This is a genomic window from Kordia zhangzhouensis, assembly GCF_001005305.1.
Lineage (GTDB): Bacteria > Bacteroidota > Bacteroidia > Flavobacteriales > Flavobacteriaceae > Kordia > Kordia zhangzhouensis.
The window spans coordinates 201384-225386 of the sequence record NZ_LBMH01000005.1; the positions used below are offsets into that span (position 1 = coordinate 201384).

The window sequence follows — 24003 nt, forward strand, 5'->3', positions numbered from 1 at the left end:
AAAAATAAATCTTTGTGGGTATAAAAATCACAAATTCTAAAGTGGATCCCAAATTGAATCCATCCCATACGAATGGTAGATTGCAAATCAAGAAAGCAATCTATAATAAAGCGTTAAAATCTTTTATTAAAGATGCTTATGGTTCAGGAGTTCACTTTGGTAATATGGACAATAATTTAAAGGAAATTTTAATAAAACTTTCTTTAAATGATGTGATGGAAGGTACTGTAAAACTTCCTTCTATTGATGTAAACACATTGACTGCTGTGAATGATCAGCAAAATGAATTCTCTGATTTTAATTTATACGATAATTTTGTGTGTACTTTTTATGCCAAAGAAGGTGTTTCGTATGATGAGTTCATGAAAGGAATCGAAAAATTAAAAGCTAAATTGTTAGATACCTATAACAAAGAAGTACATCAAGAAATTTTAGAGAAAGATCACGAGACAAGGCTGATGATGAAAAAGAGAGAGATTAAAGAGATTATCTTTTTTGTTTTACTGGCTATTCTTGCATTGATTTTTATCTACTTTTTTTCTAAAAAGTAGTAACTGTATACTATCAAAATAGAAAAGCTGTTCTTTGTTAAAGGAACAGCTTTTCTATTTTTTTATTTAAAATAAGAGCTTAAACCTCCCAAATCTAACTGCATTTGATCGCTTTGAGAAACTAATTGGTATAATTCCATAAACTTGGTAAGTGTCATATCATCTCCTACTATTCGTGTAATAGCAAAACCAAGTTCTTTATTGGAAACAAAAATAATAATCTCATCAATTTCCTCCTCTTCACCTATATATTTAATTGTCCCCTTGTTTCCAAGATCAATTAACTCTTCGTACTTTTTTTGCTTTAGGATAGAAGCTATCTTCTTTTTCTCTACCGAATATTCTTCTTCTTTGTTCGGATCATATTTATACAGTAAAACATTTACTCGTTGAATGGCATCAAATGCTTCTTGTTGTTTTTCGGTAAGTTGTAAACTTTCTCCTTTTAAGCTTCCTATAGGAATTGTGCTAGATGAGAAACCAATTTTTTCAGCATTGTTCAAAATATAATTATGTAAACTATTTTTATCAGAACAACTGGTCATTCCTAAAAAGAGAAAAAGTACTACGACAATAGATTGTAGTGTTTTCATATTAATGATTGTTTTTGATTGATGAATATACAAAAAGCGCGTCAACAGTAAATACACTGCTGACGCGCTATGATGTTATGAATGCTCTAGTTTTTTTTCTTTTTCTCTACGTCTTTTAAGTGTTCTCCACCTGGAATATCCATTTTGCTTGTCAGCTTAGATATTTGTGTTAAATCAATATCTCCTGTTAAAGATACAACTACAGTATTGATATTTCTTTCTTTCATTTTTACTTTATCTTCAATACCAGTAATGTACATCAACAATTCTTTCACATGTGTTTCATCTTTTCCTTCTTTTACGTAAAACTTCATGCGAGTATCTCCATCTCTTACTTCCATCAACTCTTCCAATTCGGAAGCGCGTCCGTTAACCCAACGTTGTAACTCTGCAGAAATGTTAGCATTATCAGTTGCCAACGTTTTTAAGCTTTTCATGCTATTTACCATTTTAAGAAAGTCTTGAGCATCAGGATCATTACTATCAACGCCCATAGTGGCAAGCATTTTAAACATTTTCGGTTTAATAGATACGTAGGTAACATCGTCACTATCTGCGTATTTATCAAAAATATTTTGTCCAAATGTAAGTACTGGCACTGCCAATAACATTACTACTAATACTATTTTCTTCATTTTTTAATTGTTTTCTGTTATAAAAATTTTGTTTGTTGTTTCTTCAAATTGTGCTAAATGATTGATGTGACTAGCTCCAGTGTTGAAACTCTCAGACACAAGAGACATGGTCATTTTAAAATCTTCGAAAGCCTTATCGACTTGTCGTTGTTTGTGCCATTTATTAACGAATAGCCCAGTGGTCAGAACAAATACGGCGGCAACAGAAATCCACTTTAAATAGTTTTTTCTAGGTTGTAATGGAACGTTGCGAGTAAATTGCTCTTCTCGTAAGTTAGAAAAGTGTTGAAACATGGGTTTGTATTCTTCCAAATGCGGCGCCACATTTTGTTGTGAAAAATACGCGTGTAACTTTTGCTCTTCTTGAACCGAAGTTTCCGCTTCAAAATACTTCTCTACTAATTTTTCTATGTTAGCTAACTCCATAGTTGTGTTTTTTTATAAGTTCTTGTCTTATGTACTTTCTTGCTCTTGATAATGCTACTCGAATGGCCGTTGGGTTCATGTTCACTACTTTCGCAATTTCATCAAAATCATACTGTTCAACATCTCTTAACTGTATAATAATTTTTTGTTGCTCAGGCAGCTCTTCCATGATTTCATGCACAAAACTGACACTATCTTTCAATTCTACTTCTCTTTGTAAAGAAGTATGCTCGTCTTTATAATTACTATGTACTAGTTTTAAATTGCCCGATTGTTTCGATTTCAATTTATCCAAACAGTAATTTTTTGTCATTGTCATCGCAAATGCTTCCACATTCGAGTATGTCCCTACTTTATTTTTTTTAGACCACAAACGCAATAATACTTCTTGGGTTGCATCTTCAGCTTCTTCACTAGAAACAAGCAAACGCTTTGCCAATCTGTACAATTTGTCTTTAAAAGGCATAATCATCTGTAAAAAATCTGCCTGTTTCATGTGTATGGTTGTTTTTTTTTGGTTTGTTATAAGGAAGACGAACGAGTTAGGAATTTGTTACAAATAATTTTTATTTTACAATAATGTCGCTATTTTTAGTGTTTATAAAACAAAATAAAGTAACATACTGCTATGATAAATAAATTTATGAAGATAAAAAAATGGCTCTTTCTGTTTGTTGCAGCTTCTGCACTTACAATTAGTTGTACAGATCAAGATGACAATCTGTTTAGTGTTTCTTCAGATCTAGAGATTCAAGACTTTGTGTGGAAAGGCATGAACTTATGGTATTTTTGGCAAGGAGAAGTAGCTGACTTAGCAGATAGCAAGTTAGACAACAGCGAAAACTATATTTCTTTTTTGAGTAGTTATCCTAATCCTGCCAACTTATTTGATCATGTATTACATCCAGATGATCGCTTTAGCGTCATCGTTAGTGATTATGAAATATTACAAAACTCCCAACAAGGTAATGCACTTTCCAATGGTGTTGATATTCGGTATATATATCTAAATAGCGGAAGCTCAGAAGTGATTGGTTATGTTCGTTATATTATTCCAAATTCTGATGCTGATGGGAAAGACATTCGTCGTGGAGATATTGTATATGCAGTAAATGGACAAAGTTTATATTACAATTCGGCTACCGATAATAATTTGGATTTGTTAGATCCTACTTCGTATACATTTAACTTGGCAGATTTGACCGTAAATAACGGAGTACGTTCTATTACTCCTAATGGTAGAAATATTGATCTTACTAAAACAGCTTTAACTGAAAACCCAATTCTTATCAACTCTGTTATCAATGTAGGAAGCAAAAAAGTAGGTTATATAATGTACAATCAATTTATTTCTAATTTTGATACCCAACTAAATACTGTGTTTGCTGATTTTCAAGCACAAGGTGTAACAGATTTGGTTTTAGATTTTCGCTACAATCCAGGTGGTTTTGTTAGTAGTGCAATTAATCTGGGAAGTATGGTTACTGGACAATTTGAAGGTCAATTATTCACAAAGTTCAGATACAATGCTAAGATTCAACCAATTTTAACTGACGAACAAGAAAATCGTTATTTCAGAGGCTCGTTAAGTAATGGAGCGGCGATTAACAGCTTAGGATTATCAAAAGTATATGTATTAACTACAGGAAGTACTGCATCAGCTAGTGAATTGGTAATTAACTCTCTTGAACCTTATATAGATGTTGTACAAGTAGGAACCACAACCACAGGAAAAAATGAAGCTTCTGTTTCATTATACGATTCCCCTTCTTGGACATTTGGTGATGAACAATTAAATCCTAATCATAAATGGGCTATGCAACCGTTAATTTCTCGTTTGGAGAATAGCGCTGGTTTTTCTAACTACACTAATGGATTAAACCCTGATATTGTTTTGGCAGAAGACCTAACTAATATGGGAGTGTTAGGTGATGAAACAGAGCCTTTATTGGCTGCGGCTTTGAATAATATTGCGGCTGCTGGAAGAGCATTAAATGCTGATCCTAACAAGATTGTTCCTATTGAGGCGATTACCGATAGTAAATTACAAAGAATTACAGGTAATCGTATGTATATTGAACTAAATGTGGGCGATAGCGACGATGCTTTGAGATATCATAAATTGGTATTACCGCAAGAATAAGTTTAAGTATTCTTCAAGACATATTGTTAAGATAAAATATATAAAAATGGCATTCTGAACTTAATTCAGAATGGTCTCAAACAAAAAACGCTTCTAAAAAATTAGAAGCGTTTTTTTATTGTTTATGGTAAGAATTACAAATTTAAAGAAAATCCAATTCGAACATTGGTTCCTCTAGTGGTAAACCCTGTAATCTCTGTATACTTTTCATTAAAGATATTAGACACATTTACAAAACCCTTAAAACGCTTAGTAAATGTATGATTCAAATTCACACCAAATAAATTGAAAGAATTCAATGTTACTGTTTGAAAGGTTGCAAAATTTGTATCTAAACGATCTGAAACGTATTGGTATGACACTCCTGCATTGGTTTTTTCTGAAAAAGCATAGGCTACATTCAAATTTGCCTTATGCTTTGGAATGCGTAATGCTTCAACATCTTTTTTTTCTGTAAAAGTATAATTTGCATTTACAGTTAAATTGTCAACCGGCATCGCAGTTACTTCAAGTTCTACTCCGTTTACTGTAAAGTCGGTTTGTACATTTTGGTATTCACCCGCAAACGTCACAAAATCAGTTACTACATAATCTATGAAATTCTTTTCTTTTCTATTAAAATATACTGCACTTGTACGCAATTTTTCAGAAAGCTTTACCTCTATTCCTCCTTCTATCGTTGTATTTTCTTCAGGTTCTAAATTAGGATTCGCTCCAAAGTTTCCAAATAATTGTGATAACGTTGGTGCAATAAATGATGTGCTATACGAACCAAATACTTTTGCATACCCAGAACCTAATCCCATACGATACGACGGATTTAAGTTATATGTAAAATGTGTTCCGTATTCACTATGATTATTCAAACGTACACCAGCGTTTACATTCAAACCTACATCTGACACATATACTACATTTACATATGGATCAATAATTGATGAAGATGCTTCTTCTGTAAAAACAGTCTGGTTATCAATATAATTTACTCCAACAACTGTATAAAATTTGTTGTTAAAATTGTACTTATTAAATACATCCAATGCAATGGTTTCTGCTTCAAAAGCAGATGGAAAAATTGATTTAAACTCACGGTCGATGGTAGTATAAGCTGCATTCAACGTTACGCTTCCGTTCGCATAAGTGTATTTGGGAGCAATTCCAAAACGGAATTGTTCACTCTTCGACACAAAATCAGCATCACTTATAGGGAATGAATTATCGTATTCACTTTTAAAAGTATCCATAGTTCCAAAAATACGTGCCTCAAATGTTTCAGAAAATTTATAACCTACACTTACATTCGAATTTACACGAGAAAAACGGTCACTTTCTTCTCCGATAACTGCAGACAAACCATCTGTACTTTGGTGTCCGAAACCAACAACATATGTCAAATCATCTATAGTTCCGTCAACACGTACACTATTTGAAAAGTCATTAACATTGTACTCAGAATCTTCTTGCGATTGATTGGTTCCAAATGAGCTATTTACACGCAATGCTACAGAATCCTTAGACGCTTTTTTAGTAGTGATACTAATAACTGCGGTAGCTGCGCCACTTCCGTAGAGTGTACTAGAAGCGCCTTTAATAATTTCAATTGACTCAATTTGATCCAATGCCAACAATCGTAAATCAAAATCGTTTGCAATAGAGGAAGGATCATTCACTTGTACACCATCAATCATAATTAATACTTGGCGATTGTTTCCTCCTCGTACAAAATAGCTTAAATTTTGTCCGGCATTACTTCTACTACCCAAAATTTCAATACCACTTTTAGTATTGATTACTTCGGCTACCGTTTTTCCTTGATTTTTTTTTATTTCTTCACTAGAAATTGTGATGACCGTTTTTCCTGAATTTTCACGTTTTAAGGCATGACGTGAATCAGAAATAACCACTTCATCAAGCTGTTCACTTTCGTCTTGTTGCTGCGCAAACAACGCTGTACTTACCAACAACAAAGCACTAACAGATAGTACTGTTTTTTTCATGTAATTTTAGTTTTTTTGGGAATAAAGCATGGTGTTCCATACGCAAACTTTTATCCCGAAAGTTTGACATTAATTATGAAATTTGGCAGGTCTCCTGACTTACAATTTGCTATATACCTTCCCGAAAATTCAGTGGTCATGTAGTTATAGCAACTCGTTATTGAAATGAGGTGCTGAAAAGTCTCAGCACATGCTTACAGTTGCGGGAACAGTTCAAGAATGAAGGTTTTTACTCCTTTTCACTTGATTCCCTTTTAATCCAAATATGTTTGTACATATTCAGAACCAAAATTCGGCGCAAACATAAACATTCTTTTAGAATCTTTCTATATAAAAGATGAAATAATAGTACTTTTGAAAAAAGTAGCCATGAACTTTATGAAACACCTCTCTTTTATATGTATCCTATGTTTTTTCTTTTTTTCCTGTAAAAATGAAAAGAAAAAAACTCATGATCCGCTTATACCAACAGTAGAACAAACAGATTCTTTAGAAGATTCGTTGATGTATGCTGAAAAATTTTCGATAAAAAAAACAGGAGACATTACAGTGATAACCGTTTTTTCACCTTGGCCAAATGCCGAAAAAGATTTTACCTATGCGCTACTTCCAAGAGAAAAAGCGGCTACAATTACACTTGATAGAAATGCGTATGATGCAATTGTTTTAACACCTGTAGAACGATTAATCGTTACGTCTACAACCCATATTCCTATGTTAGAAATGCTTGGCGCTGAAACAAAACTCGTCGGATTTCCAGAAACCAATTATGTTTCATCAGAAAAAACACGCACCTTGATTGAAGCAGGTACAATTAAAGATATTGGTCAAAATGAGCACATAAATTTAGAACTCTTAATTGATTTAGAACCTGAAGTTGTTATTGGCTTTTCAATAAATGCAACAAATGCCACCTACAAGAGCATTCAAAAAGCTAATATTCCAGTAGTTTATAATGCAGATTGGACAGAAAAAACTCCTTTAGGTAGAGCACAATGGATTCAGTTTTTTGCTCCTTTCTTTCAAAAAGAATTAGAAGCTAAAGAAATTTTTCAAAAAATTGAAAATGAATATAATGAAGTGAAAGCTTTAGCTCAAAAAGCAACAAAAATTCCAACGGTCATGGCGGGAGCTATGTATAAAGATATTTGGTATTTACCAGCAGGTAATAGTTTTCAGGCACAGTTTTTAACAGATGCCAATACTCATTATCTATGGGCTGATTCAGAAGGTACTGGCAGTTTATCATTGAACATTGAAAGTGTACTTGATAAAGCTGCTAATGCTGATATTTGGATTGGCCCTGGAGGTTTCAAATCTTATGAAGATCTTAAAAAAGCCAATGAGTTATATAGTCAGTTTGCCCCTTTTCAACATAAAAAAATATACAGTACAGCAAATACCATTGGAGCAACTGGAGGAACTATATATTACGAACTAGCGCCTACACGTCCTGATATGGTGTTAAAAGACATTATCAAAGCTGCACATCCTGAGATTTTACCTGATTATAATCCTTATTTTTTTAAGCAATTACAATAATTCATATTGTCTGACCAACCTACATATCGCGTTACCTTTTTAGTATTGAGTTTAGTACTTATCGCTGCTTTTCTTCTCAATATTAGTCTTGGGTCTGTTGCAATTCCTTTAAAAGGTATTTTTGCTGCTTTTACTGGTGGAGAAATTGAAAAAGAAACGTGGCGAATCACTATTTTAGAAATTCGTCTGCCCAAAGCAATAACTGCAATTTTGGTTGGTTGCGGACTTTCCCTCAGCGGGTTACTAATGCAAACTCTATTTAGGAACCCTCTTTCTGGTCCTTTTGTTTTAGGATTGAGTTCTGGAGCTAGCTTAGGTGTTGCAATGCTAATTATGGGAGCTTCAGTATTTGGAGGTGTAGCTAGCTTAGTGCTTACTTCTAGCTACAGTCTAGTTATTGCGGCTAGTTTGGGAAGTTTTTTAGTTTTATTGACGGTTATGGTCGTTTCTTTTCGAATAAAAGATACCATGTCAATCCTTATTATTGGATTAATGTTTGGTAGCATTACAGCAGCAATTGTAAGTGTTCTCACGTACTTTAGTGATGCCGAACAACTCAAACAATATATGATGTGGACTTTAGGTTCTTTAGGAAGTTTACATGCTGAAGAGTTAAGTATTTTGAGTATTTTAAGTATTGTGGGAATCATACTGAGTATTGTTGCTATTAAACCCTTAAATGCTTTTTTACTAGGTGAAAATTATGCTCGAAGCCTTGGTATTAATATTCAAAAATCACGCTACATTATCATTATTGCAACAAGTATTATGGCGGGAAGCTGTACTGCTTTTGTAGGTCCGATAGCTTTTATTGGACTGGCTATTCCACATATTACCCGTTTATTTTTTCAAACGACCAACCATAAAGTTTTAGTCCCTAGTGTATGTTTGGTAGGTGCTATTTTACTTTTAATTTGTGATAGTATTGCACAAGTGCCTTTTTATGATATTACCTTACCTATTAATGCTATTACTTCTATAATTGGTGCTCCGGTGGTTATTTGGTTATTGGTACGAAAGCGAAAAATGATCTTTTAAGTATAAACTTCATTAATCATAATGACTTCTTAAACTTGTAAACTAAAAAAAATGTATTTTAGTCAACAAAAAAGCTATCGTAACAACAATTACATATCCCGTTTTAGAAGCTGTATCGCTTTGCATTGGTTATCAGGAAAAAACGCAAACAAAAGTAATTGCTGATGCTATTAATTTCAAAATCTCTCAAGGAAAGTTAGTTGCTTTGGTTGGTGCAAATGGAATTGGAAAATCTACCCTATTGCGGACTTTAGCAAATATTCAGTTGCCACTTTCAGGAGAAATTAAATTGCAGAACAAGTCTCTATTTTCGTATTCTAATACTGAATTGGCAAAAGAAATTAGCTTGGTATTAACAGAACAAATTCCTTCAAAAAATTTAACGGTTATTGAATTGATTGCTTTAGGTCGTCAACCTTACACCAACTGGATTGGAAATCTCTCTAAAAACGATTACGAAATTATAGAAAATGCCTTGCTAAAAACCAATCTACTCGAACTTAAGCATAGAAAATGTTATACTTTAAGTGACGGACAGTTACAAAAGGTAATGATTGCACGTGCGTTGGCACAAGATACGTCCATGATTATTTTGGACGAACCCACCACACATTTAGACATGTATCACAAAGCATATGTTTTGAATTTGCTCAAAACGCTCGCTCATGAAACTCATAAAACCATGTTATTTTCTACACACGAAATTGATCTTGCAATTCAATTGTGTGATGAAATGATTGTGATGAACAATGGTTGTGTATTTTCGGGAACACCTTGCGAACTTATTGAACAAGGTATTTTTGAAAAACTCTTCCCTACGGATCTTATTACTTTTGATGCGAGTTCTGGTAGTTTTAAAGTAAAACGTACACACTAAAAAAAAACGCCCTATCCGAAAATAGAGCGTTCTTATAAAAACTAACCAACCAAAAATATATTACGACTCTCTTTACGCAAGTAACCAACTCTTTGTACTGTCATCATCGCAATACATTACTTATAAGACAATTTCTGTGCCAAAATGTTACGGCATGCCTTAAAATCTTGTAAAATAATTTTTCTTTTTTCAAAAAAAACACCTCACAAGCGTGAGGTGTTTCTTAAACTAAACTAACCAACCAAAAAATATATTATGACTCTCTTTACGCAAGTAACCAACTCTCTGTACTGTCATCATCATAATACATCTTACATAAACCAATATCCATGCCAAAGTATTTATTAAAGAAATAAATATTAACTGTTACGCTTTTTGAAAATAATGTTGGTTTATGAATTGGTTTGTATAGTGACTAACTAATTTAACTTAGCTTGTGCATTGAATAACAGACAATGTACACGTTCTTACATCTGTAAGTTGGCAAGTGTGTACAACAGTTTGTGGGCAAGTATAGGTATTTACACAAGCACCGCCTGTTCTTCCCCCTTTTACTTCCTGCAATTGCAAGTTAGAAATTGAACCCTTATTCAATGTTAAAGATTTCATTTGTTGTTTTTTCATAATAGTTATAGTTTTTGTTATGAATCAAATGTACATACACATAAAATCAAAACCATTGACTTTAAAGGCTTTGTGACGATACCCTAGAAAAATAGTGATGAGTCAAGTTTGATATGGGATGAATTAAATCGTTTTTGGGACGAAACTTTTGATTAAAAAATCAATTTGGAAAGCTCAGCAGCATACGAATTACTTACTGGTATTTTTTCTCCGTTAATAATCACTTCTTTCGAGTTCTTTTCAGCAACTTTATCAATGCGAATGATGTAGGAACGATGTATGCGTAAGTATTCTAACGGATCAGGTGTAAGGCTGATGAATTCTCCGATTTTTTTACGAATTGTATATTTTTTATGCTCTGTACACAACTCAATATAATTTCCTGCTGATTTGACGTACAGAATGGTGTTTGTTTTGATTCGTATTTCTTTCCCCGCTTCTTTGAATGTAAAATATTTTTCTTTTCGCTTGATTTTTTTCATCCACAAACGCAACAATTCACGAATGATGTGTTGGTTATATGACAAAATCCTGTATTTAAAGAATAAGTATAACAGCAGTATTATAGAAGCTATGATAGAAATATGAAACCAGGCACGTCGCCAAAACGGCGGTTGTATATAAATCGGAATTTCAATCATACGTGCGCTTTCATACTCTGGAGAAGTAGTTGTTACTTTAAATGTATATGTTCCATATGGCAATACAGGGTAGGAAATGCGTCTATTTTTGGTAAAATACCACTTATGGTCCAATCCCTCCATTTGGTACTTATATACAATGTCTTGAGAGCTTTTAAAAGAAATCGCCTCTACTACAAACTCTACTCTATTTTCTTTATATGAGAGTTGTTGTAGTTTGCTAAGTTGCTGTACAGAATCATTAACATAACAAGCTTTTACATTCAAATAATCAACAGCAATCTTTTTGGAACGATGAAACCATTTTTTAGGTACATACGTAAGTCCTTTGATGGAAGCAATCCAAACTGTATCATTAATAACTTCTACATCATTAATTCCATCATTCAACAAGCCATTCGAGCTTTTTAGTCCTGAAATATGAAAAGTACCATCTGTAGCAAATGTTACTTTATCTATTCCTGAGTTGGTACATACCCAAAGCTCATCTTTGTTTTCAATATATAGCTCGTTGACTATATTGCTAGATAATCCATCTTCTGCTTTTATTGTTTGAACTTTTTCTGTTTTCGGATTATAGATTATCACTCCTGATCCTAAAGTTGCAAAATATACTTCTTTTCGTTGTTCGTTTATATCAATATCGTCAATTCTATATTTAAACACCGGATGCGTAGTAACCATTGGTGTAGTTACTCCTTCTTTGTATGTATACGCTCCTAAAGGTGTTCCTACATAATATACATAATCCAAACCAATAACATCTTGAACTCTATAAGGCATTTCAACTTTATCAAACAAACCTTCTTTAGCAATAATAAACCCGTTTTGATTTGAAATACACATTTCACGATTTAACGGTTCTGATAACTTTGTAAAATAAGTTCTCGCAATGGAATCAAAATATACCTTTTTATTGTTCTTATCTTTTGTATAAAAAGTATGTCCTGATTTTACATACAAGATTTCTTGCGCTTCATCAAACTCTACAAAAGCTTTTCTATTTGTTTTCAAAATAGCTTCTGATGTAATAGAACGATCTTCAGCAATTTTCAACACATCTCCTGTGCGATACCCTACATATAATTCGTTTTTTCGAGTCTTTGCAAGTGTTTCTACAGGACTTTTTAAACCTGTTTCAAAGATTTTTATACTTGAATCTTTTACATAAAAAATACCAGAATGTAATGTTGCAAACCAATAACCTCCTTCATGATCAATCAAAAAATCTGTAATGGATTCATTTGGAAAAAAACGATCAATAATTTTTCCTTGAATGTCCATAATAACACCGCCACCAAATTCAAATCCTACAAAAAAAGTAGTACTGCTTAGTGCTTTTAATACTATAGGCGGCATTGTCGTAGCAATACAATTGAGTTGCTCACCATTAGTATCTAAAATTACCAAACTATTATCGTCTGCATATACAATATTTTTAGCCTCTTTTAAAAATATAACGTTTGTATCTGCAGCATACTTAACCTTAGAGACAATGGTATTTTTATCTTTCTCTAAAGAATCATTTTCAAATGAAAAGAATAATGTAGAACTATTAATTTTCTGTAAATTCATCCAAATATCATGCTTTGCCTCTACTTTCTTTTTACTTGGCATTTTTAGAATCTTTCCGTCTTTTGAAATAACTAACTTCCCAATCATATACTCGCAAGCAATATGTAGGTTTTCTTCAGAATCTACATATACACTCATTATATGCTGTTTGAATTCTAATAGTTCGGATAACAACTGATTATATGGATAAGGTTGAAATCCTTGAAACGACTCGTGAAAGTAAAACAATTGATTATTGAAGGTCGCTGCATATATGACGCCATTATGTTGCGGAAATAAATCTAAAACTACTGCATTAGACACACTATCTTCAAGACTAAAACTTTTAATCTCATAGCCATTATAGTTTGCCAATCCTCTATCAGTAGCAAACCAGATTAAACCATTTATATCTTGATATATTCCATGAACTTCCAAACTTGGCAAACCATCATTGATTCCAAATTCTCGATAAATACTTTTCTGCGCAAATAAGCAATGACATGACATGCAAAGAAAAAAAATGATAGGGCGTAAATTCATAGTATATGCAACAACTGAAGGTGTTGCTAATATATTAAAATAGAAGAATCCTTAAAAAAGGTTTGGCTTTTATTTAATGATATAAAAAAAACACTTTACAAACGCAAAGTGTTTTTTTAAACTAAACTAACCAACCAAAAATGTAACACGACTCTCTTTATTTCGAGTAACCAGCTCTTATAATGTCCTCACCGAGTTACATTATTATTTCTTTCAACTATTGTGCCAAAAATATTTTTAAATGTTTTTTCCTTTAGATTAAATTCGATATTTTTAAGTACCAAAAATTTATAACCATTGAAAACAATACTAGAAACCAAACGCTTACTTTTGCGTGAATTTACTGTGAATGATGCAGAATTCATCTTAGAACTCGTCAATACACCTTTATGGCTCGAATTTATTGGCGATAAAAACATTAGAAATAAAGAAAATGCAATTGATTATATAGAAAATCGTTTGCAAAAAAGCTACATCAACAACGGTTATGGCCTATGGCTAATGCAATTAAAAGTTGATGCTACGCCTATCGGAATGTGTGGACTCCTTAATAGAGAGTCTTTGGAAGATATTGATATTGGTTTTGCGTTATTGCCCGAACACGAACGCAAAGGTTATACTTATGAAGCTGCCAAAGCAACACTAACATATGCCGAAAAAGTACTACAAATTCCGAAAGTGGTTGCAATTACCAATACAAATAACATTGCTTCCATACGATTGCTGAATAAATTAGGATTACAATTTGATCAGGAATTGCTTCTTTCAGAAGATGATCCTGTGTTATTATTTTCTTAATTGAGTTAAAAATGTGTCTTTTTGTTTGCTATAAACTAAGAGACTATAAGTGAATTTGTGTATAAGTGATTGTGAATTTTCAATTCCGAATACTTGCAAAATAGTATCTTTACGCAAAATTCAAATTCATGTCAGAAATCGTTATTTATATCATCCTTATTGTGGTGTTTTCGGCTATTGGTATTTTCTTAGGAATGTATATCGGGAATTTAAAAACCAAAGCACAGCAAGAAGGACTACTCGAACGTAATCGTCAATTAGAATCTCAATTTGACACATTCAAAATATCTGTTGACAATGAGAAACAACAATTAATCGATTCCTTTCAACAACAGTTACATACGTTCAAAGAGAATTTATCCAAAACAGCACAAGAACGAGAAGAAATTAGACGTGATAAAGACAATCTTAATATTGAATTAGCCAGAAAAAACTCTGAATTTGAAAGCTTGCATCAAAAATTCAAAGAAAGAGACGAGTCTATCAAAATACAACAAGAACAATTACGAAAGGACTTTGAATTGCTTGCAAATAAAATTTTAGAGGAAAAGTCTACCAAATTTACTGAGCAGAATAAAGAAAATATTAAAAACATCTTGTCGCCGCTTCAAGAGAAAATTCAACATTTTGAAAAAAAAGTGGAAGACAGTCAAAAAGAAAATATCAGTATTCATTCTGCATTACGTGAAAAGTTAGCCGAGTTAAGCAAAGCCAACATTCAAATCAGTCAAGAAGCTATCAATTTAACTAAAGCTTTAAAAGGAGATAGTAAGATGCAAGGAAATTGGGGAGAGTTGGTGCTGGAACGTGTTTTAGAAAAAAGTGGCTTGGAAAAAGACCGCGAATACGTTGTACAACAACACTTTACTCGCGAAGACGGTTCTCGTGTTTTACCCGATGTAATCATCAACTTACCAAATGACAAAAAAATGGTAATCGATGCAAAGGTATCTCTAACAGCATATGAACGATATGCAAATAGTGAGGAAGAAGAAAGAAGTTTGCATTTAAAAGAACATATTGGCTCAATTAAACGTCATATTGAGCAACTTTCAGCAAAAAAATATGAAGATTTGTATGAGATCGAAAGTCCTGATTTTGTATTGATGTTCATCCCAATAGAACCTGCTTTTGCCATTGCAATTAATGAAGATAATACTTTATACAACAAGGCTTTCGAGAAAAATATTGTCATAGTTACACCTACTACGCTACTAGCAACTCTGCGTACTATTGATACTATGTGGAATAATGAAAAGCAACAACGAAATGCTATTGAAATTGCCCGTCAAGCAGGAGCTTTATATGATAAATTTGAAGGGTTTATGAGCGACCTTATAGGAATTGGAAAAAAGATTGACGCTACGAAGTCTGATTATTCTGCAGCAATGAATAAACTGTTTGAAGGTCGCGGTAATATCATCAAAAGCATTGAAAAGATTAAAAAAATGGGGGCAAAAGCCAAAAAATCTTTACCTGAAGCCATCATTAAACGAGCTCAAAATGCTGCTTCGGAAACTGAAGAACTGCCAGAAAATGAAGAACCAAGAAAATTGTTTTAAAGTACCAAGTTGTAAAAAATACCAAAAACTCTTTTCTTCCAAAATTATAAAAGCCTTATCAGTACTATTGATAAGGCTTTTTTATGACGTTCTTGTTCCTTGACTAAGTTACTGGCATGCATTCTAAACACTTTTTACGGTAATCGCTACAGCCCTTCCATTTGCAATATTATTACTTACTTTTACTTTTTGTAATGCATCCATTAATACCTCATCTGTTTTCCATTCTCCGTTTACAAATAATGAAACATCATAAATTGTCCCTTCTGTTGTCATTTTTACTCGCAATCCATCAAATTTTGTTTGATGTGCTTTCACTACACTTCCATAATTAGTTTGAAACCACAACTCTGCTTCCTTAGCTCTCTTAGCCAACATTTCAGGAGTAGACTCTCTTTTTCTTTTGGCTGCTTCTGCTTTGGCTAAAGCTTCTTTCAATTCCAATTCAGCTGCTGCAATACTATCGGTTATTCGAGCTGTTTCAGCAGCTTCAAGCAGTTTTAACTCATTCATTGTTTCAGAATATGCTATACAATCTTCTAAAGCTTGCGTTTCAAATTGTGTTGTAGTAGTAACTACCTCATCTTGTTTATCTTTTATTACAGTGTGTTGTTCTTCTTTCTTTACAGAAGTAGTACATGCGATAAATGTGATTGCTGCAAATCCTAATGTGATAAATACGGTACGTTTCATAATTGTTTGTTTTAATTGTTATACTTGATTTCTATGTCAAATATCTGATGAAAATCATCTACAAGTAAGACTGTTTTAGTATTCGTAACAGGTTAATTAGAATTCGTTTTATTTATTGAAAGACAAGTAGAAAAAATAAATCTTTTAGTACTTTTAAACGAGCAAAAAACAATAATTATGAGTATTCAATACAAAACCGTCAGTGAATCCCGTGTAGCCATTTCAGAATTGATGCTTCCTTCCTATTCCAATTTTAATGGAAAAATTCATGGAGGTTATATTCTGTCCTTATTAGATCAAATTGCTTTTGCTTGCGCTTCCAAACACTCCCGAACCTATTGTGTAACTGCTTCTGTAGATACGGTCGATTTTTTGAATCCAATCGAAGTAGGCGAATTGGTTACAATGCGTGCTTCTGTGAACTATGTAGGTCGTACTTCTATGGTTGTGGGAATTCGAGTTGAAGCAGAGAATATTCAAACCGGACAAGTAAAGCATTGTAATTCTTCATATTTTACAATGGTTGCCAGAGATGATACAGGCAATGGCGTTGAAGTAGCTGGTTTAATTTTAGAAAACACAACAGAAATCAAACGTTTTTTAAAAGCGTTGAAACGTATAGAAATGAAAAATAGTCGTAAAGATGAATTTGATCGAGAAGATTTTTCTCCAGAAAACTATCTCAACGAATTACAAAGTCATAAAGTAAAAATAAATTGTGAATGGTAATTATTTGTAATCCTTTAAAAAGGAGCTGAAATAAGAAAAATTATTTTTTTACAAAGCGCTTGGTAATAGATTTTTTATCTGTAACTACTTTTACCAAATAAATACCTGATTTCCAAGAAGTAATATCAATAGAACTGTGTAGTGTTGTCAATTTTCCAGCATAAATTTTTCTTCCCAAAAGGTTATACACCTCAACAGTTGCATCCGATTTTTGTGTTAATCGAATATTCAATTCATTCACTCCTGGATTAGGTGATATCGTAAAAACAGTTTCTGTTGTAGTTATAGCAGACACGTTTGTAGAACGCTGTGCAAAAACAGCCGTACTACAAGAAAAAAGTAACATCATAAAAAGTAGTTTTAACTTCACGCGTATCTGATTTGGTATATACAATACAAAAGTATTAATTATTTACAATAATACTCTTTTTTTAACATTCTATATACATCTTTTTCAAAATTTATCAGTAAAACTACGTGGTTCTATTTTCAAGTATAAGTCGTCTATGAAGGATTTTTTATTCCCTGTTAATTTGTAGGTACTAGTATCAATAGCTTAAAAATGAATGTATGAATCCAACCACGAAACAATTACAACAAATCTACAGTTTATCCTTCTCAGTCAATGCAGCTTCAGGGCTCTCATGGAAACAATCTGATTGTACCAGTGGTATGAAAGAAATGCAAGCATATGTTACCAAAGTATCTGAACAAGTTTTAGCAAATACCCAATCCCTTATTGGCCATTGGGAATCTATATGGGGACCCATTGTTTTTGCTAATGATTCGACCTCTGTTTCAGTACATGCTGACAATACGATGGGAATGTACTACAATGCTGAAGAAAATTTAATTGTAATTGCTATTGCTGGTACTAATGTAAATTCACCTTATGGTTGGTTTGTTGAAGATTTTTCTGTGAATAAAACCCATGCATGGGAATTAATTACAGGAGTTCCTAATTCAGGAAATATTGCAAATGGCACTTATACAGGACTAACCATTTTACGAGAAATGGTCAATGAAAAAAAAGAAACATTAATCGATACACTACAACAATTTTTGCAATCAAATTCCGAACTTAAAAATGTAGCTATTGCTGTTGCTGGACATAGTTTGGGAGGTGCTTTATCTCCAACTCTTGCATTATTTTTAGCCGATACGAAAGAGCAATGGGATCCAAAAAAGCAAACGCTCATAGGTGCTTTTCCTACAGCTGGACCAACACCAGGCGATGAAGCTTTTGCTGCCTATTATGAAAAACAAATTAAAGCAAAAAATATTTACTATTTAAGTCAACACAATGCGTTAGATATTGTTCCGCATGCATGGGCTAAAGCAGATTTAGCAAAAATACCAACAATTTACAATGCTTATATAAAACCTCCTAGCGATGCGAATCCGTCAGAAACACTTACTGGAACAATGGCTACCGTAGCAGCACTCAATGCTTTATCTGCCAAAAATATTGCTGGTGTGCCTGTAAATCGCTATAAGCAAATCGTTCCTTCTACAGTATTACAAGGAACATTTAACACTTCCGTAGATGATAAAGTGATTAAGAAGTTAAAATACATTCGATTGGTATTACCATTGGCTTTAGGAAAATATGCAGCTTATTTACGAAACTTAGTTCGCTTTGCCGCGCAAGCTGGTTACCAACATGTTTCTGCATATTACCCAATGCTTCATATTGAAGATTTCATGAACGTTTTCAAAAAAATACTTGATGAAAACAAACCTTCCGATCAAGTAGTGTTACAACCATATGAATATGCTGTACGTGACATCGCTAAAGTAGATTTGCAAAAAATTGATGAAACAGCTCTTGAGCTTGCCAACGACACTCACTAACCTTTCAAGAGTAGTGAATAACCAACCATTTTATTTATTATTAATTGTTCTAAAAGAAAGTGCTTCTTGGAAATCATGTGATGGAAAGGAAGCATTTTTAACTAAAAAAATGCTTTCCAAACCCTGCTGAGTCAATCGTAAAGGTTGAACTGTTCTCAGAGCGATCTAATTTTCGATGAATTGTAAGTGCCCATAAAATCAATTCTTTACAAAAGTTTTGATCTTCTATAGAAAGATTCGATGCATATTCTTTAATGATTGCGTCCAAGGGTTTTATAGAATTCAAACTTGTATAAAATTCTTCATCTGTATCTGTATAGTTCAGTTCGATAAAATTATCTTCAAACCAGTTTACTACATCTGTATAAGTGGTTTTTACACCTTCTTTTTCTAATTTGGGCACACGTGGAAATATATTCTCAAATTGTGCCATTACCGCATCATCTATCAATATTTTTGCGACCTCATCAGCTCCTTCTTGTTCCCCTTCATACACCAATTCAATTTTTCCTGTAATAGATGGTATGATTGATATAAAATCCACCAAACGTATCGTGGTTGTTTCTGCTCCAGTTTCGATTAATCGTAATTGGGCAGCTGCCATCAAGTTTTCCATAGCACTAATCGTTAAACGTGCACTTACTCCACTTTTGGCGTCGACATATTCACTTGTACGTGCCGCAAATGCTACTTCTTCCAATAAATCTTTTGCTAGATTTGGAACAATGATAGCCGATTGATCTTGTGAAGAAATATTGGCTTCTTGCTCTGTAATTTGGCGTGCCAACTGAATAGTTTTTGGGTAATGTGTAAAAATTTGCGATCCAATTCGATCTTTCAGAGGAGTTACAATACTTCCTCTATTTGTGTAATCTTCCGGGTTTGCAGTAAATACAAACTGAATGTCAAGTGGCATTCGCAACTGGAAACCACGTATTTGCACGTCACCTTCTTGTAGAATATTAAATAAAGATACTTGAATACGCGCTTGTAAATCAGGCAATTCATTGATAACAAATATAGACCGATTTGCACGCGGAATCATTCCGTAATGCAACACTCGCTCGTCAGAATATGGCAATTTAAGCGTCGCAGCTTTGATTGGATCAATATCACCTATTAGATCTGAAACATTTACATCTGGCGTTGCCAGTTTTTCATAAAAACGTTCCGAGCGATGTACCCAAGAAATAGGTGTCTCGTCTCCTTTTTCTGCTATTAAATCTTTGGCATATTTTGATATAGGCTGAAAAGGGCTGTCGTTAATTTCAGAACCTTTTACTACAGGCATATATTCATCTAGTAGGTCAACCATACTACGTGCTATACGTGTTTTTGCTTGTCCCCGTAATCCTAGTAAATTAATATGATGCCCTGCCAATAACGCTTTTTTTAGTTGAGGAATCACTGTATCTTCATACCCAAGAAGCCCTTTAAATATCGGCTCTTTTGCTTTGATTCGAGCAATTAAGTTTTTTTGAATTTCTTCCTTAATCGTTTTGTGGATATATCCAGAATCTTTTAGTTCTTTAAGTGTGATCTCTTTTTTCATATTTTTTTATAAACTGATTCTTTTTTAACTTTTCTTAATCATGGAAGCTCTGTTTAATGAAAATCATATTTTATAGCATACAGAGCACTATTGAAATTGTACATTATCGAATTCTTCGGATGCGATTCTTCTCATAATCTTCAAAAATCATTTGTCCTAAGTTGGATAATCCTGTTAGGAAGGCTTTTCCTCTATTTTGTTGGGTAAAAAGATCTACAAACTGCCGTAAATACGGATCTTGGGCAATCATGAATGTTGTAATCGGAATTTGCAATTTTCGTGCCTGTGCTGCCTTGTTCAGACATTGTGTTACAATACGTTCATCCAGTCCGAAACTATTTTTATAAAATTCTCCATTAGGTAAAGTCAAACAACTAGGTTTTCCATCTGTAATCATAAAGATTTGCTTATTGGTGTTTCGTTTACGTCGAAGTATATCCATTGCCAACTCCAATCCAGCCACAGTATTTGTATGATATGGTCCGACTTTTAAATAGGGAAGCTCTTTAATCGCAATAGGCCATGCTTCATTTCCAAAAACAATCACATCAATAGAATCTTTTGGGTATTTTCGATGGATAAGTTCAACCAATGCCATAGCTACCTTTTTTGCAGGTGTAATACGATCTTCTCCATACAGAATCATTGAATGACTAATATCAATCATCAAAACGGTACTCATTTGCGCTCTGTGTTTGGTTTCCTCTACAATAAGATCGTTTTCCGTAATACGCAAATCACCTATTCCGTTATTGACTTGTGCATTTTTAATGCTTTCGGTCATGTTAATCATAGACAAGTCGTCTCCAAATTGAAACGCACGATGTTCCCCAATACGTTCGTCACCAGTTCCTTGTTTGTTGGTCCGATGATTTCCCAAACCGCTTTTTTTCAGTTTTCCAAAAATCTGTTCTAATGCGTAGGAACGTAAAGCAGCCTCCAGTTTTGCCGTAAGTAGCTTTTTCCCTTTTCCTGGTTCATTGCCTGTATTTCCTTGTTTGGGATCAATTTCTTCTTTAATGTAACCTTGCTTTTTTAAATCGTCTTCAAAATCTTGCAGTGTGTAGTCGTCCGTGAAGATGTTGTATTCTTTATCCAGCGTTTCGAGCCAATCGAATGCTTCTTCAATATCGCCTGACGTATGAGTGAGAATATCTTTAAAAATATCAAACACACGTTCAAAATGGGAGGTTTCCTCTGGAATATGTTTACTAAATGTAAAACCTTTTCCGTAGTTAAAATTCATTGTTTGCATGAATTATTCCTTTCTTTTTCGGGTTGTTCGTGAATTAAGAAGATATTCACTAGATTTTCTTTTTCTATAAAAATACGGAAAAGATAGGAGAATGTTGGTGTGAATAATTTTAAAAAGATTTTTTAGAATCTTGTGAAAAACCATCTTTTTTTGACTCCTTTTATCATATATGTTGGCAAGTTTTTCCTAAAGAAAACTAACTGTCCTTTTTACAGGGTGTTCAACAGCCGATTAGGCCTACTTTTTATCAATTGTCCTTTTTGCTCTTTTTATGATTTTTTCGGTTTCTTTGGTAGGTGATTCTTTTTCCCATTTTTTGCAGAGATTAATTACAAAACTAGGTTGAGATTTGCTCGCGTCATTTAACCAATTACCAACGCTATCTTGCACATATTTTGAAGAATCTGACTTTAAATTTTCTAAAATCGGCAAAACCATCTCAGGATGTTCTTTTAGTTTGTCAATATGCTTACACCAAACACCTCTCGGCCTTGTAGATTCTGTGGTAAATCGTCTTATATTTTCATCTTCACTCTTACTCCACTTCGTTAATATTGTAATTGCTTCTGTAAGATTTTTTTCTATTTCTGGACGCAGAGCCATCCAAACTACTTCACGAACTCCAAAATGCGTATCAGCAACTAAAGGTTTGACTAGTTCTAATTTTTCTTCTATGTTGATATTTCTATTTAACGAAATTAAATAGGGAGCATAACAACGAATAGTATCTGAAAGGTGTTTTTTTAGGTTTTCAAAAATAGCAGAAATCAAATCGTTATCTCCTAGTTGTGTATAAAGTGATTCGCCAACAACTTTAATGGTATTCATTGTTGAAGGTTTTTTCTGCTCTTGAATACTTTCTAAAACAGTTTGAGTTATTTTTTTGGGAATACTCAAACGTGAAAAATTATTTTCAATCAGTTGGAAATGATTTATAGCCAACCATTCCGTTAGGTTTACGGTTTCAATTTTTCCAAGGTTAAGTAATTCCAAAACATTAGTAGGAATGTCTTGTGCTTTTCTAGCTCCTTTTCTATGAAGTACATCCTGTTTAACCATATTTTTAGTTGCTCTCAGAGTCGTTTCTTAAACGTTTTTAAATGCTTCAAGTATAGTAATTCTGCTCCAATATTTTGAGTTTCTATATTGATAGAATTGCCTTTTAAAATTTTTAAAAGATACAAGAATAGAAGTTTTAAATAAAAGTAATGATTTTGCTTTTCAGTCCTATAACGAGTTTGTATAACTTCCTATTTACTTTATATTCATTTTATTTAATCTTTGTTAAGGTCTAACTATATTCACTTCTTTCTTTATCCATTGAATGGCAATATCAAAAGGTTCTGTAGAAGCTGAATATCCTGTATTATGTCCTAGTTTTGGAAATAGCGCATATTCAAAAGATTTCCCTTGAACTTTTAAAACATTTAAGTTTTCTATACATAATTTTACTGGAATTTGGATGTCTTGCTCTCCAAAAAGCCAGAGACCTGGAATTGACAGCGTACTTAACGCATCTTTAGGATCAGTAGCTTTAAATTGATATCGGTCAGGATCGTTTTTGGTATGCAGCTGCGCATCTTCATCTGTATGAGTTTCCCAAAAATCAGAATCACCATTAGTATAAAACTGAAATCTAAGTTGTTCAAGCGTTGTAATGGTAGGACAACTAAAAAGAACCATGAATTCTATTAATGGATTGTTTGCTGCTGCAATTGGAATTATCCATCCAGCTTGACTAAAACCTACCAAGCCTATTGCTAGGTTTTTATTTTCTTGTCGAATAACATTTACAGCTGCGTTTGCGTCTTTTGCTAGTAGGTTAAGGTTATCAACACTAATATTATTTGTTCCAACTTCAGGGCCTGCATATATTCCTTCCGATTCTCCAACACCACGTTTGTCATAAGTCAATACCAAAATATTGTTCTTTGCTAGCAATTCAGCAAACTTATTCATTCGAGGAACACTGTCAGATCCGTGAACAACTACTACCGCAGCATGTGGATGCTTGGGTTGATAGATTGTACCAGCCAGTTTTACTCCTTCACTTTCAAATGTTACATCTTTAGTTTCTATAGAGTTTATGTCAGCGTTAACTTGAGTAAGGGATTCACTTTTTTGTTCTTTCGATTTATGACAACTTATTAAAGTAGTTAATAACGAGAATAATAAAATGTAGTTGATTCGTTTCATGTGTTGATATTGCAATCGATTTTTTTCTTAAGTTTTGGTTGTACTATTAGCCCTGAGTACGAAAGTCTAATTATTATATTTATTCTCTCTAATTAATAGTAGAAACATTTTTAGAAAAGACTTCCTTTTATTTTTTTCTAAATGTAAAACAAAGATCATATATACACAATGCCATTTTTTATAAAATCGAACTTTCAAGC

Annotated in this window: 22 protein-coding genes and 1 riboswitch; of the genes, 9 read left to right on the forward strand and 13 right to left on the reverse strand. The window is 33.2% G+C overall.

What is annotated here, in order from left to right:
• Window positions 1-41 precede the first annotated feature (41 nt).
• Complete coding sequence (locus AA088_RS09575) at window positions 42-551, forward strand: hypothetical protein (protein WP_046744764.1); 510 nt, start codon at window positions 42-44, stop codon at window positions 549-551.
• A gap of 62 nt (window positions 552-613) precedes the next feature.
• Here the strand turns inward: AA088_RS09575 and AA088_RS09580 are convergent, their stop codons facing one another.
• The 4 genes from AA088_RS09580 to AA088_RS09595 form a co-directional block, all read right to left on the reverse strand.
• A complete protein-coding gene (locus AA088_RS09580) occupies window positions 614-1144 on the reverse strand; it encodes a DUF4252 domain-containing protein (protein ID WP_052752848.1) in 531 nt (176 codons plus the stop codon).
• Between the two features lie 86 nt (window positions 1145-1230).
• Window positions 1231-1779, reverse strand: coding sequence for a DUF4252 domain-containing protein (locus AA088_RS09585; protein WP_046744765.1), 549 nt, complete (start codon window positions 1777-1779; stop codon window positions 1231-1233).
• Window positions 1780-1782: 3 nt separating this feature from the next.
• The gene (locus AA088_RS09590; RefSeq protein ID WP_046744766.1) at window positions 1783-2205 is read right to left on the reverse strand and encodes a hypothetical protein; all 423 of its coding nucleotides are present in this window, start codon (window positions 2203-2205) and stop codon (window positions 1783-1785) included.
• Window positions 2192-2701 (reverse strand): RNA polymerase sigma factor, encoded by a 510-nt coding sequence (locus tag AA088_RS09595; protein ID WP_046744767.1) that lies wholly within the window; start codon window positions 2699-2701, stop codon window positions 2192-2194. The genes AA088_RS09590 and AA088_RS09595 overlap by 14 nt, the downstream gene beginning before the upstream one ends.
• Window positions 2702-2848: 147 nt before the next feature.
• Between AA088_RS09595 and AA088_RS09600 the strand changes: the two genes are divergently transcribed.
• On the forward strand, window positions 2849-4348 hold the full coding sequence (locus AA088_RS09600; protein WP_046744934.1) for a S41 family peptidase: 1500 nt from the start codon (window positions 2849-2851) through the stop codon (window positions 4346-4348).
• A 134-nt stretch (window positions 4349-4482) separates the two neighbouring features.
• Here AA088_RS09600 and AA088_RS09605 read toward each other — a convergent pair whose 3' ends face one another.
• Entirely contained in the window at window positions 4483-6345 is a 1863-nt protein-coding gene (locus tag AA088_RS09605) for a TonB-dependent receptor plug domain-containing protein (protein ID WP_046744768.1), read from the reverse strand.
• Window positions 6346-6412: 67 nt separating this feature from the next.
• A riboswitch (cobalamin riboswitch) is annotated at window positions 6413-6650 on the reverse strand.
• Window positions 6651-6714: 64 nt separating this feature from the next.
• On the opposite strand from AA088_RS09605, the gene AA088_RS09610 reads away from it, so the two are divergent.
• From AA088_RS09610 to AA088_RS09620, 3 genes are all read left to right on the forward strand, one after another.
• Window positions 6715-7887, forward strand: coding sequence for an ABC transporter substrate-binding protein (locus AA088_RS09610; protein ID WP_241483400.1), 1173 nt, complete (start codon window positions 6715-6717; stop codon window positions 7885-7887).
• Between the two features lie 6 nt (window positions 7888-7893).
• The gene (locus tag AA088_RS09615) at window positions 7894-8925 is read left to right on the forward strand and encodes a FecCD family ABC transporter permease (protein ID WP_046744770.1); all 1032 of its coding nucleotides are present in this window, start codon (window positions 7894-7896) and stop codon (window positions 8923-8925) included.
• A 76-nt stretch (window positions 8926-9001) separates the two neighbouring features.
• Window positions 9002-9802 carry an ABC transporter ATP-binding protein gene (locus tag AA088_RS09620; RefSeq protein WP_164484238.1) on the forward strand — a complete coding sequence of 267 codons (801 nt, stop codon included), beginning with the start codon at window positions 9002-9004 and terminating at the stop codon, window positions 9800-9802.
• 429 nt (window positions 9803-10231) lie between these two features.
• On the opposite strand, the gene AA088_RS18315 is transcribed toward AA088_RS09620, so the two are convergent.
• Together AA088_RS18315 and AA088_RS09625 are read right to left on the reverse strand one after the other, a co-directional pair.
• On the reverse strand, window positions 10232-10426 hold the full coding sequence (locus tag AA088_RS18315) for a hypothetical protein (protein WP_157547135.1): 195 nt from the start codon (window positions 10424-10426) through the stop codon (window positions 10232-10234).
• A 152-nt stretch (window positions 10427-10578) separates the two neighbouring features.
• A complete protein-coding gene (locus AA088_RS09625) occupies window positions 10579-13131 on the reverse strand; it encodes a ligand-binding sensor domain-containing protein (RefSeq protein WP_046744772.1) in 2553 nt (850 codons plus the stop codon).
• Between the two features lie 330 nt (window positions 13132-13461).
• Between AA088_RS09625 and AA088_RS09630 the strand changes: the two genes are divergently transcribed.
• Window positions 13462-13962, forward strand: coding sequence for a GNAT family N-acetyltransferase (locus tag AA088_RS09630; protein ID WP_046744773.1), 501 nt, complete (start codon window positions 13462-13464; stop codon window positions 13960-13962).
• 128 nt (window positions 13963-14090) lie between these two features.
• Entirely contained in the window at window positions 14091-15524 is a 1434-nt protein-coding gene (gene rmuC, locus AA088_RS09635; RefSeq protein ID WP_046744774.1) for a DNA recombination protein RmuC, read from the forward strand.
• Window positions 15525-15647: 123 nt separating this feature from the next.
• On the opposite strand, the gene AA088_RS09640 is transcribed toward rmuC, so the two are convergent.
• On the reverse strand, window positions 15648-16217 hold the full coding sequence (locus tag AA088_RS09640; RefSeq protein WP_046744775.1) for a hypothetical protein: 570 nt from the start codon (window positions 16215-16217) through the stop codon (window positions 15648-15650).
• Window positions 16218-16394: 177 nt separating this feature from the next.
• Between AA088_RS09640 and AA088_RS09645 the strand changes: the two genes are divergently transcribed.
• On the forward strand, window positions 16395-16946 hold the full coding sequence (locus AA088_RS09645; protein ID WP_046744776.1) for an acyl-CoA thioesterase: 552 nt from the start codon (window positions 16395-16397) through the stop codon (window positions 16944-16946).
• Window positions 16947-16986: 40 nt separating this feature from the next.
• Here the strand turns inward: AA088_RS09645 and AA088_RS09650 are convergent, their stop codons facing one another.
• Entirely contained in the window at window positions 16987-17295 is a 309-nt protein-coding gene (locus AA088_RS09650; RefSeq protein WP_157547136.1) for a T9SS type A sorting domain-containing protein, read from the reverse strand.
• Window positions 17296-17516: 221 nt separating this feature from the next.
• On the opposite strand from AA088_RS09650, the gene AA088_RS17665 reads away from it, so the two are divergent.
• The gene (locus AA088_RS17665) at window positions 17517-18800 is read left to right on the forward strand and encodes a lipase family protein (RefSeq protein ID WP_052752850.1); all 1284 of its coding nucleotides are present in this window, start codon (window positions 17517-17519) and stop codon (window positions 18798-18800) included.
• A 97-nt stretch (window positions 18801-18897) separates the two neighbouring features.
• Here AA088_RS17665 and AA088_RS09660 read toward each other — a convergent pair whose 3' ends face one another.
• From AA088_RS09660 to AA088_RS09675, 4 genes are all read right to left on the reverse strand, one after another.
• The gene (locus AA088_RS09660) at window positions 18898-20352 is read right to left on the reverse strand and encodes a sigma 54-interacting transcriptional regulator (RefSeq protein ID WP_046744778.1); all 1455 of its coding nucleotides are present in this window, start codon (window positions 20350-20352) and stop codon (window positions 18898-18900) included.
• A gap of 103 nt (window positions 20353-20455) precedes the next feature.
• The gene (locus AA088_RS09665) at window positions 20456-21607 is read right to left on the reverse strand and encodes a vWA domain-containing protein (RefSeq protein ID WP_046744779.1); all 1152 of its coding nucleotides are present in this window, start codon (window positions 21605-21607) and stop codon (window positions 20456-20458) included.
• Between the two features lie 237 nt (window positions 21608-21844).
• A complete protein-coding gene (locus tag AA088_RS09670; RefSeq protein ID WP_046744780.1) occupies window positions 21845-22666 on the reverse strand; it encodes a DNA alkylation repair protein in 822 nt (273 codons plus the stop codon).
• 225 nt (window positions 22667-22891) lie between these two features.
• On the reverse strand, window positions 22892-23803 hold the full coding sequence (locus AA088_RS09675; protein ID WP_046744781.1) for an alpha/beta hydrolase family protein: 912 nt from the start codon (window positions 23801-23803) through the stop codon (window positions 22892-22894).
• Window positions 23804-24003 lie beyond the last annotated feature (200 nt).

Coding starts and splice junctions, on each gene's coding strand:
- AA088_RS09660 (WP_046744778.1), bottom strand. CDS start 20,352: ATGAAAAAAGAGATCACACTTAAAGAACTAAAAGATTCTGGATATATC.
- AA088_RS09670 (WP_046744780.1), bottom strand. CDS start 22,666: ATGGTTAAACAGGATGTACTTCATAGAAAAGGAGCTAGAAAAGCACAA.
- rmuC (WP_046744774.1), top strand. CDS start 14,091: ATGTCAGAAATCGTTATTTATATCATCCTTATTGTGGTGTTTTCGGCT.
- AA088_RS09585 (WP_046744765.1), bottom strand. CDS start 1,779: ATGAAGAAAATAGTATTAGTAGTAATGTTATTGGCAGTGCCAGTACTT.
- AA088_RS09580 (WP_052752848.1), bottom strand. CDS start 1,144: ATGAAAACACTACAATCTATTGTCGTAGTACTTTTTCTCTTTTTAGGA.
- AA088_RS09665 (WP_046744779.1), bottom strand. CDS start 21,607: ATGCAAACAATGAATTTTAACTACGGAAAAGGTTTTACATTTAGTAAA.
- AA088_RS09625 (WP_046744772.1), bottom strand. CDS start 13,131: ATGTCATGTCATTGCTTATTTGCGCAGAAAAGTATTTATCGAGAATTT.
- AA088_RS09640 (WP_046744775.1), bottom strand. CDS start 16,217: ATGAAACGTACCGTATTTATCACATTAGGATTTGCAGCAATCACATTT.
- AA088_RS09650 (WP_157547136.1), bottom strand. CDS start 17,295: ATGATGTTACTTTTTTCTTGTAGTACGGCTGTTTTTGCACAGCGTTCT.
- AA088_RS09675 (WP_046744781.1), bottom strand. CDS start 23,803: ATGAAACGAATCAACTACATTTTATTATTCTCGTTATTAACTACTTTA.
- AA088_RS09605 (WP_046744768.1), bottom strand. CDS start 6,345: ATGAAAAAAACAGTACTATCTGTTAGTGCTTTGTTGTTGGTAAGTACA.
- AA088_RS09595 (WP_046744767.1), bottom strand. CDS start 2,701: ATGAAACAGGCAGATTTTTTACAGATGATTATGCCTTTTAAAGACAAA.
- AA088_RS09645 (WP_046744776.1), top strand. CDS start 16,395: ATGAGTATTCAATACAAAACCGTCAGTGAATCCCGTGTAGCCATTTCA.
- AA088_RS17665 (WP_052752850.1), top strand. CDS start 17,517: ATGAATCCAACCACGAAACAATTACAACAAATCTACAGTTTATCCTTC.
- AA088_RS09590 (WP_046744766.1), bottom strand. CDS start 2,205: ATGGAGTTAGCTAACATAGAAAAATTAGTAGAGAAGTATTTTGAAGCG.
- AA088_RS09610 (WP_241483400.1), top strand. CDS start 6,715: ATGAACTTTATGAAACACCTCTCTTTTATATGTATCCTATGTTTTTTC.
- AA088_RS18315 (WP_157547135.1), bottom strand. CDS start 10,426: ATGAAAAAACAACAAATGAAATCTTTAACATTGAATAAGGGTTCAATT.
- AA088_RS09600 (WP_046744934.1), top strand. CDS start 2,849: ATGAAGATAAAAAAATGGCTCTTTCTGTTTGTTGCAGCTTCTGCACTT.